The sequence below is a fragment of the Massilia glaciei genome (assembly GCF_003011895.2).
Classification (GTDB): Bacteria; Pseudomonadota; Gammaproteobacteria; order Burkholderiales; family Burkholderiaceae_D; genus Telluria_A; species Telluria_A glaciei.
Map to the genome: position 1 here is coordinate 38884 of NZ_PXWF02000211.1, position 15256 is coordinate 54139.

At 66.0% G+C, this 15256-nt stretch carries 13 protein-coding genes and 1 riboswitch; of the genes, 9 read left to right on the forward strand and 4 right to left on the reverse strand.

The features are described from left to right. The first annotated feature begins 156 nt into the window (after window positions 1–156). Window positions 157–3273: a pullulanase-type alpha-1,6-glucosidase gene (gene pulA, locus C7C56_RS12980; RefSeq protein ID WP_229458747.1), complete on the forward strand. Its 3117-nt coding sequence runs from the start codon at window positions 157–159 to the stop codon at window positions 3271–3273. 246 nt (window positions 3274–3519) lie between these two features. Here the strand turns inward: pulA and C7C56_RS12985 are convergent, their stop codons facing one another. After that, window positions 3520–4878 carry a hypothetical protein gene (locus C7C56_RS12985; RefSeq protein WP_229458748.1) on the reverse strand — a complete coding sequence of 453 codons (1359 nt, stop codon included), beginning with the start codon at window positions 4876–4878 and terminating at the stop codon, window positions 3520–3522. Between the two features lie 159 nt (window positions 4879–5037). Here C7C56_RS12985 and C7C56_RS12990 point away from each other — a divergent pair, with 159 nt between their 5' ends. After that, window positions 5038–6138, forward strand: a complete 1101-nt coding sequence (locus C7C56_RS12990; RefSeq protein WP_106757810.1) for a GGDEF domain-containing protein — start codon at window positions 5038–5040, stop codon at window positions 6136–6138. A gap of 238 nt (window positions 6139–6376) precedes the next feature. Here the strand turns inward: C7C56_RS12990 and C7C56_RS12995 are convergent, their stop codons facing one another. Beyond that, a complete protein-coding gene (locus C7C56_RS12995; RefSeq protein WP_181373161.1) occupies window positions 6377–7195 on the reverse strand; it encodes a tetratricopeptide repeat protein in 819 nt (272 codons plus the stop codon). A 200-nt stretch (window positions 7196–7395) separates the two neighbouring features. Then, window positions 7396–8283, reverse strand: a complete 888-nt coding sequence (locus C7C56_RS13000) for a GGDEF domain-containing protein (RefSeq protein ID WP_106757812.1) — start codon at window positions 8281–8283, stop codon at window positions 7396–7398. A gap of 414 nt (window positions 8284–8697) precedes the next feature. Beyond that, a riboswitch (cyclic di-GMP riboswitch) is annotated at window positions 8698–8785 on the forward strand. Between the two features lie 248 nt (window positions 8786–9033). Here C7C56_RS13000 and C7C56_RS13005 point away from each other — a divergent pair. The 7 genes from C7C56_RS13005 (at window position 9034) to C7C56_RS13030 (ending at window position 14725) form a co-directional block, all read left to right on the forward strand. Then, window positions 9034–9471, forward strand: a complete 438-nt coding sequence (locus tag C7C56_RS13005; RefSeq protein WP_181373162.1) for a DUF4402 domain-containing protein — start codon at window positions 9034–9036, stop codon at window positions 9469–9471. Between the two features lie 144 nt (window positions 9472–9615). Continuing rightward, entirely contained in the window at window positions 9616–10092 is a 477-nt protein-coding gene (locus C7C56_RS13010; protein ID WP_181373163.1) for a DUF4402 domain-containing protein, read from the forward strand. A gap of 62 nt (window positions 10093–10154) precedes the next feature. After that, complete coding sequence (locus C7C56_RS13015; RefSeq protein ID WP_106757815.1) at window positions 10155–11000, forward strand: fimbrial biogenesis chaperone; 846 nt, start codon at window positions 10155–10157, stop codon at window positions 10998–11000. A 45-nt stretch (window positions 11001–11045) separates the two neighbouring features. Beyond that, window positions 11046–11627, forward strand: a complete 582-nt coding sequence (locus C7C56_RS13020; RefSeq protein WP_181373164.1) for an AMIN domain-containing protein — start codon at window positions 11046–11048, stop codon at window positions 11625–11627. A 22-nt stretch (window positions 11628–11649) separates the two neighbouring features. Beyond that, the gene (locus tag C7C56_RS28865; RefSeq protein WP_181373165.1) at window positions 11650–12768 is read left to right on the forward strand and encodes a hypothetical protein; all 1119 of its coding nucleotides are present in this window, start codon (window positions 11650–11652) and stop codon (window positions 12766–12768) included. Window positions 12769–12969: 201 nt separating this feature from the next. Further along, a complete protein-coding gene (locus C7C56_RS13025) occupies window positions 12970–14376 on the forward strand; it encodes a hypothetical protein (protein ID WP_106757816.1) in 1407 nt (468 codons plus the stop codon). After that, window positions 14363–14725, forward strand: a complete 363-nt coding sequence (locus tag C7C56_RS13030; protein WP_146204461.1) for a hypothetical protein — start codon at window positions 14363–14365, stop codon at window positions 14723–14725. Before C7C56_RS13025 ends, C7C56_RS13030 begins: the two co-directional genes overlap by 14 nt. 312 nt (window positions 14726–15037) lie before the next feature. Here C7C56_RS13030 and C7C56_RS29360 read toward each other — a convergent pair. Next, the coding region (locus C7C56_RS29360) for a hypothetical protein (RefSeq protein ID WP_219933152.1) at window positions 15038–15256 on the reverse strand (219 nt) is incomplete at its 5' end.

Below are 15256 nucleotides of genomic sequence, written 5' to 3' on the forward strand. Positions count from 1 at the left end.
CAGACATATACTCGCATATACAACATCCCAGGTGATTTTTGTGTAGTAATATTACACACGAAAGATCGACACACTGCCTTGAGCTCCCCACGAGCATAAGCGAAAAGAATCGACTTTGCCCCTATTTCACGCCTTTCCCTATAAATGGAGTTGATCATGCATCAATCCGGTAGTAATCCTTCAAAAATTAGACAGGTGCTGATGGCATGCGCCTGCGCAGTCCTGCTGGCCGCGTGCGGCGGCGGCGGCTCGCCAGCGCCGACGCCAGTCCCGGTGCCGGTGCCGGTGCCCGATCCGGTGCCGGTCCCGCCCCCGCCGCAGGCGGCCGCGACCATGCGCGTGCACTACAACCGGATCCAGCGCGACGCGGCGAGCTGGGGCGTGTATTCGTGGGAGGGCCCCAAGGTGCCGAGCGCGACCTGGATCACCGACCGCTTCATGTTCAGCACCGAGGAGGCCTTCGGCGCCTTTGTCGACATCCCCCTCGACGTCACCAAGACGGCGATGAAATTCCTCGTCACCGACGCCAGCGGCAACAAGAACTGCGGCGACGACCAGTCCGTCACGTTCGCCGCCGACATCGCCACCAAGGGCCAGCAGATTTGGCTGCGCGAGGGCGACTGCACCGTCTACGCGGCGATGCCGGCGGTCAGCTACGGCGACCTCAAGGCGGCCTCGGCGCACTGGCTCAACACCAACACGCTGGCCTGGCCGGGCGCGCCCGCCACCGGCAGCTATAAACTGTTCTTCGCCTCGGCCGGCGGCCTCGGCTCCGACAACACCGGCGTCACCGGCGCCGACGGCAGCGTCACGCTGGCCATCGGCGGTGCCCTGTCGGCCACGCTCAAGACCAAATACCCGCACCTGTCGGGCGCTCTGGCGCTGACCATCCCCGACGCCGCCGTGCAGAACCTCACCGCCCGCCTGTCGTCGCAGTTCGCGCTCGCCCAGTACGACGCGGGCGGCGCCCTTATGCAGGTGACCTCGCTGCAAAACGCCGGCCTGCTCGACGCCCTGTTCGCCGCCAACGCGGCCCCGGCCAAGCTCGGCGCGACCTTCAGCGCGGGCGGCGTGCCGACCTTCCGGGTATGGGCGCCGACCGCCAAATCGGTCGCCGTCACGATCTACCCCGACGCAACAGCGGCCAGCACGGCCCAGCATCCGATGACGCTCGACGCCAACACCGGCGTGTGGAGCTACACGGCAGCCGACGCGAGCCTGACCAACCAGGCCTACTACACCTACAACGTGAGCGTGTTCTCGCGCTGGGCCAACAACAGCGTGGTGAGCAACACCGTGACCGACCCGTACTCGCTCAGCGTCAACGCCAACAGCACGCGCAGCTTCATCGCCAATCTCGACAGCGCCGCGCTCAAGCCGGCCGGCTGGGACGCGCACCCCATCCCGGCGCTGGCCCACCCGACCGACATCTCGATCTACGAGATGCACATCCGCGACTTCAGCGCCAGCGACCTGACGGTGCCGGCCGCCAACCGCGGCAAATACCTCGCCTTCACCGAAACCGCCTCGAACGGCATGCGCCACCTGAAGTCGCTGCAAACGGCCGGCCTGACCCACATCCACATGCTGCCGAGCTTTGACATCGCCAGCATCAACGAGGCCGGCTGCACCACGCCGGTGGTCGCGCCCGCCGCCGCCGACGCCGAATCGCAGCAGGCGACGGTGGCCGCCAGCGACAACGCCGACTGCTTCAACTGGGGCTACGATCCGGTCCACTACACGGCGCCCGAGGGCAGTTACGCGACCGACGCCAACGACGGCGCGGTGCGGGTGCGCGAATACCGCTCGATGGTCAAGTCGCTGCACGAGCAGGGCCTGCGCGTGGCGCTCGACGTGGTCTACAACCACACCAGCGCCTCGCAGCAGGGCCCGCTGTCCGTGCTCGACAAGATCGTGCCGACCTACTACTACCGGCTCAACGCCAAGGGCGGCATCATCCACGACAGCTGCTGCGCCGACACGGCCGCCGAGAACGCCATGATGGCCAAGCTGATGATCGATTCGGTCGCGACCTGGGCGACCCAGTACAAGGTCGACAGCTTCCGCTTCGACATCATGGGCATGCACCCGCTGAGCGTGATGGCCGACCTCAAGTCGAAGGTCGACGCCGCCGCCGGCCGCGAGATCTACCTGTACGGCGAAGGCTGGAACTTCGGCGCGGTCGGCAACGACGCGCGCTTCGTGCAGGCGCGCCAGGCGAACATGTCCGGCACCGGCATCGGCTCGTTCAACGACCGCCTGCGCGACGCCGTGCGCGGCGGCGGCTGCTGCGACGGCGGCGACGCGCTGGTCAGCCAGCAAGGCTTCATCAACGGCGTGTTCACCGATCCGAACGCGAAGAGCACCCAGACCAGGGATGACGCGCTCAAGCTGGCCGACCTGGTGCGGGTGGGCCTGTCGGGCACCCTGCGCGAATACAGCTTCACCGACCGCACCGGCGCGCTGCGCAAGAGCTCGGCGATCGACTACTTCGGCCAGAACGCCGGCTTCGCGGGCAACCCGGCCGAGACGATCAACTACGTCGAAAAGCATGACAACCAGACCCTGTTCGACTACAACGCCTACAAGTTGCCGGCCACGACCACCCTGGCCGACCGCGTGCGCGTGCAAAACCTGGGCGCGGCGATCAACATGTTGTCGCAGGGGGTGCCGTTCTTCCACGCCGGACAGGACATCCTGCGCTCGAAGTCGATGGACCGCGACAGCTACAACGCCGGCGACTGGTTCAACCTGCTCGACTTCAGCTACACGACCAACAACTTCGGCGTGGGCCTGCCGATGAGCGGCGTCAACGGCGGCAACTGGTACCTGATGCGGCCGATCCTGACCAATCCGCTCATCAAGCCGGACACGGCGGCCATCATCTCCGCGCGCGACTACTTCACCGACATGCTCGCGATCCGCAAGGACAGTACCCTGTTCCGCCTGCGCAGCGCGCAGGACGTCATGGACCGGCTCGCGTTCCACAACACCGGGCCGCAGCAGCAGGCCGGCCTGGTCGTGATGAGCATCAACGGGCAGGCGCCGAGCGCCTACGCGGGCGCCAAGTACAAGAGCGTGGTGGTGCTGTTTAACGTCGACAAGGTCGCCAAGGTCATCGCCATCGACGCGCTCAAGGGCAAGTCGCTCGCTATCCACGCGCGGCAACTGGCCTCGGTCGGCGACACGCGCGCCAAGACCGCGACGTACGAGGCGGCCAGCGGCAGCTTCAGCATCCCGGCGCGCACCACCGTGGTGTTCGTCGAGCAATAATCCTCACGCGGGGCAGCAAAAAAGGCCGCCGGGTTCGCCCGCGCGGCCTTTTTTTATCGCCGTCCGGTTTTCGCCGGCGGCTCCTAGGAGGCTGTCGGACTTAGGGAGTCGAAGCGAAAAAAGTGACGGGCGAGGACAGATTTTGACGATTTCGCAGTGCCAATAGCGAGCTATTGGCCGAGAAAGCGGCGAAATATGGACCATCCGACACTTTTTGCAGCCGACGATCCTAAGTCCGACAGCCTCCTAGCCGGCGCGCACCGCCGCGCGCAGCCGCAGGTCGTCGTCGCCGATGCTGTAGACCGGCGCGAAACCGCCGCCCTCGGTGCGGAAATTGGTGGTCTGCCCCTGGTACACCCGCGCGGCCGTCCATTGCACCCGGCCGGCGTAGGTGTAGCTGCGGATGTCGAACTTGTACTGCAGCGGGCTCTCCGCCGTGCCGCTCACGCGCGCCCCGGGCGTGACGATCTGCTGGGCGATGTAATCCCCCCCTTCGAGGATCTCCTGCCACACCCGCTTGGTGAGCTTGTCGCCGCGGTAGGCGGCGCGCCCGCCGTAGCCGGCCGCCGGCTTGAAGAACAGCGTGCGCCGCTCCTGCCACAGGCGTTCGGCGTGCTCGGGCCGCACGATCTCGGTGTGCGGGATGTTGGCCAGCAACACCGCCTGCAACGCGGCCGGCACGCCGAGCGCGTCAAGCGCCGCCCGGTCCGTCAGCAGGGCCAGGTTGCGCTTGTCGGCATACAGCGCGTGGGCCCGCGGATGCGGCGTGAGCACCACCGCGCGCGCCAGGTAGGCGGCGCGCAGCGCGGCGCTGGAAGGCGCCTCGAGCAGGAAATCGGTCAGGCGGTTGTAGACCAGGTCGACCTCGCCCTCGGCATGCCACAAGGCGCCGTCGCGCCACGCCAGCTCGGACGGATCGGCGATGACGGCGGCGATGCCGGCGCGCTCGAACAAGCGCTGGAACAGCAGGAATTCGGGGTACAGGTATTGCTGCTGCGGCGCCGCGTCGACGATCGCGATGCGCGCCAGCGCGCGCGCGCGGCCGGAGCGGCGCCACTCGTCGCGGAACATGGCGACGATCGCCGTTTCGAGCCCACCCGCGCCGCCGGTGCCCGACCGCAGATAGTCCATCTCGACGCAGCAGGCATGCTGCGCGCGCGCGAGCACGGCGTTGAGCATGGCGCCGCCGGCGTTGGTGTTGACCTCGATGAGGCCGATGCGGTCCCCGTGCAGGTGGAAATCGTAACCAAAGAAGACCCCCAGCGCGCCGCCGGGGTCGTGCCGCGCGATCTCGGGCGCGCGCGCCAGGACGTGCTCGCGGTAGGACGGCATGTTGACGACCGCTTCGATCGCCTCCACCACCAGCGCCATGCGCGCGCTTTGGCCGGCCGAGACGAACACGGGCCGCGCCGAGAACAGATGCGGGCAACGCTCTTCGATCAGCGCGAACACCTCGGGCGAGGCAAGGTCGGACTGGATGGCGCGCTTGAGCGCGCCCTCCTTCAGGCTGATGCAGAAGCACTGGCTGTTGAGCATCTCGACCGTGTTTTGGGCGGTCGCGAGCGTCTCGCAGGCATGACAATCGGGTCTCTTCAGATCGGGCATATCACCAACTCCATTGCAACGGGTCTATAGGATAACCCCTTATCGCGCTTCGGGCTGGCACCGCAATGTTTGATTTGCATCAATTGTCTTACGGAAAGTATTTGATATCGTTCATGACCGAGCACCGGCAACAATGCCCACCAGGAGGCCGAGCACAAGATGGACAGCGCGTTTACCCGACAGTGGTCGCTGCCGCCCGAGGACGAGGCCACCTTCAACGCGCAGCACAACGCCATGATCGCGCCGATGCTGGCGGTGCTCGGCCCGTTCTTCGGCGTCTCGATTTTGTTGTTCACGGTCTGGGACTACCTGATCGACCCCGGCCGGGCCGGCGCCACCTTCCTGACCCGGCTGTTGCTCGTTTGCGCGGGCGCGTCCGCGTATTTCCCCACCGGCCTGCGCTGGTCGCCGGTGCAGCGCTGCGCCATGATCTACGCCACCCACGCCGGCGCCATCACCGTCACCGCCGCGATGCTCGAGGACGGCCTGCTGTACGGCCTGGCCGGCATCACGGCCTGCCTGTTCATGGTGTCGGCGATCGCGATCCGCCTGCGCACCTTCTTCCTGATCATCGGTCCGCCCGCGGCCGCTTTTTTCGTGCTCAGCTCAAAAGAGATGACGACGCTCGGCTTTGTCAACGGCGCGATCCTGTACACCTTCTCGGTCGTCATGGCGGCCATCCTGATGCTGGCGATAAGGGTGTTCCGCCAGCGCGCCTTTTTGTCCGAAAAAAAGCTGCTCTACAGTTCGCGCCACGACAGCATGACCGGCGCCTGCAACCAGGCCTACCTGACCGAACTGGCCGAACGCGAGATGGCGGTGGCCAAGCGCCACGCGCGCCCGCTGGCGGTGGCCATGCTCGACATCGACCACTTCAAGCGCGTCAACGACGTCTATGGGCACGCGGTCGGCGACGAGGTGATCCGGCAACTGGTCGACACCTGCAAGCGCAGCATCCGTTCGATCGACCATTTCGGCCGCATGGGCGGGGAGGAATTCGTCTGCGTCATGCCCGAAACGAGCGTGCAGGAGGCGCTGACCTGCGCCGAGCGCATGCGCCGCAACATCGAGCAGGTGCGGGTCGACACGGCGCAGGGGGTGCTAAGCTTCACGGCCAGTTTCGGGGTGGCCGTCCTGACGCCGCGGCACCCGCGCTGGAGCGACCTGCTAAGCGACGCCGACACGGCCATGTACCGCGCCAAAAACACCGGGCGCAACCGGGTGGCGCTGGCCTTCGGCGAGCCGCCGTCGGCACGCTAGGAGCCTGTCGGACTTAGGGAGTCGAAGCGAAACGGTCGAGGCAAAAAAACGCTGGACGAGGACAGATTTTGACGATTTCGCAGTGCCAATAGCGAGCTATTGGCCGAGAAAGCGGCGAAATATGGACCGTCCAGCACTCTTTGCAGCCGACGATCCTAAGTCCGACAGGCTCCTAGCACCAACCAATCGCCGTCCGGCGCGTCCCTAAGTGTTCTGTCCTGCGAATTATGGGTGCAGACTAAGGTTTTCCCGATTCATTGCGCACCGGGACCAGCACGCGGTAATTGGTTTCACTCGAATAGATTGGCGGCTGCGGCATTGACACCTTGGCCAACGTCGCCAGCGCCAGCGCGTCGAACGCCTTGGCGCCGGAGGACTTTTTCAACTCGACGGTGGCGGCCGAATTGCCGCGGTTGAAAGTCAGCGCGAATTGCGCGCCCTTGCCCGTGTTGAAGGCACGGAACCTGGGTTCCTCGCCGATCGCGGTGGCGACCTTCGACATGAGCAGTCCCATCCAGCGGCGCCGGTCGTCGGCGACCTGTCCGATGCTGAACATCTTGTGCCTGGCCTCAAGCCGGTCGAGGTGCTCCCAACCCTGGTCCTTGCCGCGCGCGGCGGCCTTGCGATAGAGTCCGGCGGCCGCGGCCAGGTCGGCCGGCATCCCCTTGCCCAACTCGGCCATGCGGGCCAGCGCCAGATGGCCTTCGCCGGTGTCGGCGTCGGAAGCCTTGCGGTAGAGCGCGAGCGCATCCTCGTTCGAGGCCGGTCGGCCCCAGCCGCGCTCGGCCATGCGTCCGAGTTCTACGTACAGCTCCGGCCGGCCGGCCGCGGCGCGCAAGTACCACTGCGCCGCCTGCTGGTAGTCGCGCGCGACGCCCTCGCCGAGCTCGTACCAGCGCCCGAGCAGCGCCTGGCAGGTTTGCGCCCCCGCCTTGGCGGCCGCGATGACCGCTTTGAGATCGTCGATGTTGCGCGGCCCGGTTTCGGCCTGCCGTTTCTGCTCGCCGCACATCACAAGGTGCCGGACCGCGTTGCCACCGGCGAGGAAGCGTTGCATGTCCGGCGACCGCTCCTGCGCCATTGCCGGCGGGCTGGACAACAAGGCGGCGATCAAGAGCAATTTGAGCGGATTCATCATTGTCCGTGGGCTGGATTAAAGAAAAAATTTTAGCACGCGCGAGGGTAATCTTATTGGCAATCCCAATCGCAATCAGCGCCGCGAAACGGGGATAGCCTGATGTGGCGCGGCAACGACTCCTAGTGGGCGATCGTGATGCAATTCTTCCCGTTCGCCTTGGCGCGGTACAAGGCATCGTCGGCGCGCTGGAGCAAGGTGGCCAGCTTGCAGGTCTGGTCCTTGTCCACGGTCGCCAGGCCGATGCTGACGGTGACGTCGATGTCGCCAAACTCGGTCTTGACCGGCGCCTCGGCGACGGCCGCGCGCATGCGCTCGGCCACCTCGAGCGCGCCCTCGAGGCCGCAATCGGGGAACACGCCGAGCATCTCTTCGCCGCCGTAGCGGCCGAACGAGTCGTAGGGGCGCAGCGTTGCCGCCATGCGCCGCGCCAGCACCCGCAGCACCTCGTCGCCCGCCAGATGGCCGTGGGTGTCGTTGATAGCCTTAAAATTATCCACGTCGCAAAAGAGGATCGAGACGGCGTGCTGCGAGCGTCCCTGGCGCGACAATTCCTTTTCCAGGATTTCGATGATCGCGCCGCGGTTGTAAATATTGGTCAGGGCGTCGCGGCTGGCCCTGCGGCGCAATTGCTCGCCCAGTTCCACGATGCGCCGGCCGGCGCGCACGCGCACCCGCATCTCCTCGTCGTTGAAGGGCTTGCTGATGAAGTCGTCAGCGCCGGCGTTCATCGCCGCGACGATGAACTCGGACTCGACGCGGGAGGTGAGGATGATCATGTAGACGTAGCGCTCGGTGTCCGATTGCCGGATGCCGCGGCAGACGTCGATGCCGTCCATGCCGGGCATCATCGAGTCGAGGATGGCCAGCAGCGGCCCGTCGGAGCGGCGCAGGATCTCGGCGGCCGCATTGCCGTCGACCGCGACCTCGACCTCGTACCCCCATTCGCCGAGCATGTCTTGCAAATAAAGTATGGAGCTCGGGTCGTCGTCTGCGATCAGGATTTTCATCGTTGTGATTCCGCGGTAGGGGTTGGGGCCGCCAGTGCGTCCGACAGCGCCAGTATGCGCCCTTCGCGCCCGGTCGGCGCGGCCATGGTCGCGTTTTTGTTCGCGGACGCGTCTGCGCGCGCCGGTCGCCCGGCGCCATGATTCTAATTTAACAATAATGAGAGAAAGTGGCGGCCGTAGCCGGAAAGAGACATTCGCTCGCGCGTGTTCGCGGCAGGCGGGAACAGGTGGGAGAACCCCGATTCCCATAGCGGGAACACGCTCTTGCACGTCAACGCGATCTCGGCCCGGAGCGGGATGGATCATTGTGATTAGGATAAGGCGTGTTGCAAATTCTCACAGATAGATGGCCTATTTTCCACAAATTCAACCGCGCGGGATACAACCGGGGTATTCCAAAGATGTCTTACGGCAACTTGATAACGGCAACCCCACCGAAAGGTGGGCACGCAAAGCTTCTGGTCTAAGGGTTTGGATTACCTATGACAGCAGGGCCGCCAGTATGCAACATGCAAATGAAATGGCTTCGCCATTTCAGTCGCCGTGACACGCGAATTGCTGCTTCTGACACCTTTGAAGTTTGTTTGATCACCGTAATATTGCCAACGTTGGCGACCACGTAGATCCTAAAAGGAGCAGCAAAATGAAATTCCCATCCGTCAAGCAATCCGCCATCCGCCTCGCCATCACCTCGGCTTTCGCCTTTGCCAGCCTGGGCGGCACGCAAGCGCTGGCGGCGACCTCGCCGCCGTGACCGGCGGCGAGGTCGTCACCCCGATCGCGATCTCCTCGAGCACGGCGCTGTCGTTCGCCAAGTTCGCCGCGCGCACCGGCGGCTGCATCACGGTCGAACCCACCGGCGCCGTCTCGGCCGCCGGCGCCGTCGTCAGCCTGGCTGGATCGGCCACCACCGCCGCGACCTTCGCCGTCACCGGCGACACCAACAGCACCTACAGCATCGGCTATGCCGACAACAACCTGACGCACACCGACACGGTCACGACGATGGCCCTGGCGTTGAACAGCACCGTGGGCACGGCCGGCACCAGCGGCGGCACCACGGTTGCGACAGGCACCCTGTCGAGTGGCTCCCAGAATATCTATGTGGGAGGCACGCTCACTGTGGGCAGTTTGCAAACCCCGGGCGTGTACTACGGCACCGTCACCGTGACGGTCGAGTACAACTAAGGAGTCGTTCATCCTAAGCGCCCGCCGGCCGTGTTGGTTGGCGGCGCTGGCAGGCAAAAAGGCGGGCATGCTTGTCCGCCTTTTTTATTATCCACTTGGCGATGCCGTCCGCCCCTTCGGGCTGCGCATGCTGGAGGAAATGTTTTGAATCGGCCCGCGAAGAATATTTTTTGCGCCATCTTTTGCGCGATCTTTTGCGCCATCACGGCCACCGCGGGCCTGGCGGCGGAGCTCGGGATCGGCGCGGTGCAGGAGCTTGGGTTCGGCAAGTTCATCGCCGGCGCCGGCGGCACCGTCACGCTCAGCGCCGCCGGCGCGCGCACGGCGGGCGGCAACGTCCAGCTGGTGCCGTCGGGCTCCTGGAACGCCGCGCAGTTCACTGTCTCGGGGGACCCGAATCTATCGTACTCGGTCAGCCTGCCCGCCGACGGCACGGTGGCGATGTTCAGCGGCGCCAACAGCATGGCGCTGGGCGGCTTCACGAGCAATCCGTCCACGACCAGCCAGCTCGGCGGCGGCGGGACCCAGACCCTGATGGTGGGCGCCACGCTCGTCGTCGGCAGCGGCCAGGCGCGCGGCGCCTATTCCGGCAGCTTTGCCGTCACCATCAACTACAACTGAGACAGACCATGGACCAAAGAACCGCCCGCGACCACTTGACCACACCTGCAAGGAACACCCCCATGTCCGCCCACAGATCCGGCGGCGCCATGCTGCTGTTCGCCCTGCTTGTCGCGCTGCCCCTGCCACCGGCCGTGGCCGACCTGATGGTCTCGCCCACGCGCATCGTGTTCGAAAAAAACCAGCGCGCGGCGCAACTGGACCTGATCAACAACGGCAAGGAAAGCGCCACCTACCGGATCAGCGTGGTTAACCGGCGCATGAGCGAGACCGGCGAGTTCATACCGATCGAGAGCGCCGGCCCAGGCGAGCAATTCGCCGGCGATCTCTTGCGCTATTCGCCGCGCCAGGTGGTGCTGGCCCCGGGCGCCGGGCAGGTGGTGCGCATCATGGTGAGGAAGCCGGCCGGCCTGGCCGATGGCGAATACCGGTCCCACCTGCAATTCGACCGCATCCCCACCGCCGAGGGCGCGACCAGCATCGCCGCGCCGGCCGCCGCCGCGCCTGGCGAGCTCGCGGTGCGCCTGACGATGATGGCGGGCCTTTCCATCACGGTCATCGTGCGCCAGGGCGAGAACACGGCCAAGGCCGCGATCTCGGCGCTGGAGCTGCCGGCCACACTGGACGGGCAGCGGCCAGCCGTCGCCGCCGTGTTGCACCGCAGCGGCAACAGTTCGATCTACGGCGACCTCGCCGTCACCTTCACCCCGCGCGGCGGCGAAGCGGTCACCGTTGGCAAGGCCGGCGGCGTGGCCGTCTACGCGCCCAATCCACTGCGCCGGCTCAGAATCAATCTCGAGCCACCCGCAGGCTTGGCGCTGACGCGCGGAACCTTGCGTTTGACTTACCGCGAACGTCCGGCCACGGGCGACAAGCTGCTGGCGGAAGCGGCGATCGAACTTCCTTGACCGGCCCCACTGGCGCACTGACGACATGCACGGCTGCCAAGCCCGATGACTAAGCCACCACATCCGCGGCGCCGGAGCCGGTCGCTGCTGCTCGCCTTGCTTCTTGGAGCGCCATGGGCGCAGGCCGGCAAGATCAGTGCGGTGTCGCTGAGCACGGCGCCGGACCGCACCAGCGTCGCGCTCGAATCGGACCTGAAGATCCGCTACACCGTTTTCATCCTGCGAAACCCCGACCGCGTGGTCCTCGAACTCGACAACACGCCGCTCGATGCCACCCTCACCGGCCTGGCCGCAAAGATCGCCGCCGACCACCCGCACCTCAAGCCCATCATGGTCCGGACCTCGCCTTCCGCCGATTGGACGGTGCATCTCGAATTCGCCCTCAAGGCCGAATCGGAAGTGGAGACGCGCATTTACAACCCGGACGCCGGCCATGGCCACCGGTTGGTGCTCGACATCGTGCCGCAGCGCGCCGGCGGCGTGGCCGGCGCGAATGGCGCGCCTCTGCAGGCCCCAGCGCCGGTTGCGCCCCCCGTTCCGGTTCCGGTTCCTTTGCCGGTTCCTTTTGCCGGTTCCTTTGCCTGTGCCTGTTCCTGTTCCTGTTCCTGTTCCTGTTCCTGCGCCTGATCCTGTGCCGGTGCCGGCGCCTTTGCCACCGCGTCCACCTCCCCCGGTCCAGCCCGCGCCCGCGGTGCCGGCCGAAGCGCCGCGCAAGCCGGACGCACCCAAGGCGGTCGTGGCAACCGTGCCCGGTCCGCCCCCCGCGCCGCGCAGCGCGTCCGCCGGCTTGCTTGGCGAACCCACGCTCACCCTGCTCGAGGTGCAACTCGACGGGCAGACGCTGGCCGAGGCGATCACCACCTATCAGCACGGCGGCGAAACCCTGTTGCCGCTCGGCGAGCTGGCAAGGCTGCTCACGTTTCCGCTCCGAACGCAACCCGAACAGGGCACCGCGAGCGGCTTCGTGATCAGGGAAGCCCAAACCTTCAGCCTCAATGTCGCGCAGGCGCGCGTCACGCTCGCCGAACAGAGCCAGTTGTTCGATCCCTCGCTGGTGCGCGTGGAAAGCGATGACATCTACGTCGCCAGCTCCTTGCTCACGCGCTGGCTGCCGCTAGACCTCGGCGTCGAGATGTCCTCCCTGACGCTGCGCGTGCGGCCGAGGGAGCGCCTGCCCCTGCAGGAGCGCCTTGAACGAGACCGCAAGCTCGGCCAGGGCCAGTTCCGCGCGCGCGCTCCCGAGGACCCCGGCTATCCCCGGCATGACGCGTCCTACCGGATGCTCGGCGTGCCGTCGATCGACCAGACGCTGGGGGTCGGCCTCAAGAGCCAGAATGGCCAGCGCCAGACCAGCGCCGACTACACCGCCTACCTCACCGGCGATCTGCTGGGCATGGAGGCGGCGCTGTACCTCACCGCCAGCAAGGAAAAACCGTCGCCGGACGCGCGCTTCACGCTGGCCCGGCACGACCCCGACGCCGGCCTGCTCGGCCCGCTGCGCGCGCGCTCGGTCGTGTTCGGCAGCGCAGTCACGATGCCGACCATGCCCAACGTCACGGCGGGCGCGGCGCCGACCGGCGGGCTCGGTTTGCTGGTGAGCAATCGCCCGGCCAACCAGCCGACCAGCTTCGACCGCCACACCTTGCGCGGCGACCTCCCGCCCGGCTGGGACGTCGAATCGTTTTACAACGAGGCCCTGGTCGGCGTCCAGCGCGCCGGAGCGGACGGCCGCTACAGCTTCGACGACCAGCCCTTGACCTACGGGTAGAATGAATTCCGGCTGGTCTTCCATGGCCCGCTGGGACAGCAGCGCGTCGAGCGCCAAAGCTTCCTGCTCGAGCGGTCGAGCACCCCGCCCGGCGCGTTCCACTACAACATCGCGCAGTACCGCGGCGACGGCAACGCGCGCCGCTCGGTCGCGCAATTCGAATGGGGCCTCAACAAATACCTGACCGCCACGGGCGGCCTGATGCAGCTGCCCGGCCCCGGCGGGGGCGCCGGCGTTGGCGACGCCGGCCAGGTGTATGCGAACCTGGGCTTCCGCTCGTTCCTGCGCGGCTTCATCGTCAGCAGCGACTTCGTCCGCTCGCCCGGCGGCGGCTGGCTCAACGAATCGGGCGTGAAGACCCAGCTTGCCGGCATCTCCGTCAGCTACAGCCGGACCCAGTTGAACGAATTTAGCAGCGAAGCGTTCCGGCCGGCGGGCGACCCGTTAAAAACACGCAACAAGATCCGTTTCGATGGCACGCTGCCCGGGCCGTCGCGCGCGCGCCTGCCTGTTGCGCTTGAGGTGCAACGCGACCAGTCGGTGTCGGGGGCCGTCCAGACGGCCCTGAGCGGGCGCGTCTCCGCCCATGTCAGGCAAGTGTCGGCGTCGAACCAGATGACATGGCAACAAAGCGGCGGCCATGTAACGGCCGGCGGCGCCTTTCAACTGAGCAGCAGGAGCGTCGACCTCGGTCTCGCGGGCCAGCTCGGCTACAGCGTCAAGCCGGAGGCGAAGCTCGACACCGTGACCTTGTCGGCCAGCAAGCGGCTCGGTCCGAGCTATCTGCTCAATCTGGGACTGGTGCGCGCGATCGCCAGCCGCGAGACGATCGCGACCGTCGGCCTGAACAAGAGCCTGGGACGGTATGGCCTGGGCCTGAGCGCGAGCCATTCGAGCGGCGGCGATTTTTCGGTGGCCCTGCAGTTGTTCATCGCGATGAGCCGTGAACCGCGCCTGGCGCTGTGGCGCTTCGCCGCGCAGCCCAAGGCCGACAGCGGCGCCGCCTCGGTGCGCGTGTTCTTGGACGACAACTCCAACGGCATCATGGACCTGGCCGAAGAGCCGCTCGCCAACGTCGCGCTGACCGTCAACGGCAGCCGGGCGCCGGTGCGCACCGACGCCGCCGGCGTGGCCTTGCTCGACCGGCTGCCGACCAGGCAGGGCGTCAACATCGCGGTCGACGCGCAGACCTTGGAGGATCCCTCGTGGGTGCCGCAGCGCAAAGGCGTGCGCCTGGTGCCGCGCCCGGGCAATGTGGCCGAGCTCGATTTCCCGGTGACCATGACGAGCGAGATCGATGGGACCGTGTATCTGGCCGAGGGCGCGAAAAAGCGCGGCATGGGCAGTGTGATAATCGAATTGCTCGACTTCAAGATGGCGGTGGTATCCTCGATCGAGAGCAGCTCGGATGGCTTTTATATCATCCCGGCGGTGGACCAGGGCAGCTACCATGTGCGCGTCTCGCCGGAGCAGATCGTCAAGTTCGGCCTGCTCGATCCGGGCATGCGCGAGGTGACCATCGGGCCGGACGGGAAATACATCAATGGGGTCGATTTCGTGCTTGTGAAAAAAACCGTGCCGAGCGGGCCGCCCGATGAAAAAAAATGACGCCTGCGCCCTCGCAGCCTTGCTGGCCGGGGTCGCCCTGTCGGCCGAGCTGAGCGCGGGGAGCGCCAAGGGCGCCTCCGGTGCGACGGTGCTCGAGTCGGCTTCCGTCAGCATCGTGCAGCAGGACGGTCTGGGCGGCACGCGCTTCAGCGTCGCGAATTTCCTTGGAAGCCAGTCCGGCAGCGGCCCCTTGCTGCATGGCGCGGCGCCGCCTTCGGACACGGTGTACGGTGCCGCCGGCGGCAGCACCAGCGCTGCGGGCCGCTATGTCAGCGTCAGCGGCGAGGCCGGCCTGACGTTCGCGGTCTCCCGGCCGGACGGCAACACGGTCAATATCGAGTACAACTGAGATTGTCCTGTTCCTCGCGCGGCCTTGAAATAGCACGAATTTCTTACTCACCGCACTCCACTGCTCCTGCCCCATCATAGGTGGTACTCTCGGACAACGAGATGGCGATCAAGAGGAATTTGAGCGTTTTCACCTTTGTTCGTGGGCACTCGAAAGGGCAAGTTCACCTACTTTGGCGTTGACTCGACCCGGGCCGAAAACCCAGGAATTTAGGCGTAGAATACGATAGAAAGGCGGGCGCGGCGAAGTTGAACATGATCTTCGACAAGCGTACGCTGGCGGCGGTCCGCCGCGCGTCGTCGGTGCTTGGCGTCATGTGGAGATGTATATGACCTCGAATTCGATAAAGAAAGTCGCACCGACCCAAGGGCGGTCGCATAGAGCAACATCATTGGAACATCCCGCGCCTATCGCATCGGCTGGCTTTAGCGATATAACCAATGTCGCATTGGCCGAAGATGCCAAGCGACTTAAAACCATATCGTTATACATAAGTCGCCGACCGCATCCAACCTGACTAAGAAAGTCGTT

Coding starts and splice junctions, on each gene's coding strand:
- pulA (WP_229458747.1), top strand. CDS start 157: ATGCATCAATCCGGTAGTAATCCTTCAAAAATTAGACAGGTGCTGATG.
- C7C56_RS12985 (WP_229458748.1), bottom strand. CDS start 4,878: ATGCCCGATCTGAAGAGACCCGATTGTCATGCCTGCGAGACGCTCGCG.
- C7C56_RS12990 (WP_106757810.1), top strand. CDS start 5,038: ATGGACAGCGCGTTTACCCGACAGTGGTCGCTGCCGCCCGAGGACGAG.
- C7C56_RS12995 (WP_181373161.1), bottom strand. CDS start 7,195: ATGCAACGCTTCCTCGCCGGTGGCAACGCGGTCCGGCACCTTGTGATG.
- C7C56_RS13000 (WP_106757812.1), bottom strand. CDS start 8,283: ATGAAAATCCTGATCGCAGACGACGACCCGAGCTCCATACTTTATTTG.
- C7C56_RS13015 (WP_106757815.1), top strand. CDS start 10,155: ATGTCCGCCCACAGATCCGGCGGCGCCATGCTGCTGTTCGCCCTGCTT.
- C7C56_RS13020 (WP_181373164.1), top strand. CDS start 11,046: ATGACTAAGCCACCACATCCGCGGCGCCGGAGCCGGTCGCTGCTGCTC.
- C7C56_RS13025 (WP_106757816.1), top strand. CDS start 12,970: ATGCAGCTGCCCGGCCCCGGCGGGGGCGCCGGCGTTGGCGACGCCGGC.
- C7C56_RS13030 (WP_146204461.1), top strand. CDS start 14,363: ATGAAAAAAAATGACGCCTGCGCCCTCGCAGCCTTGCTGGCCGGGGTC.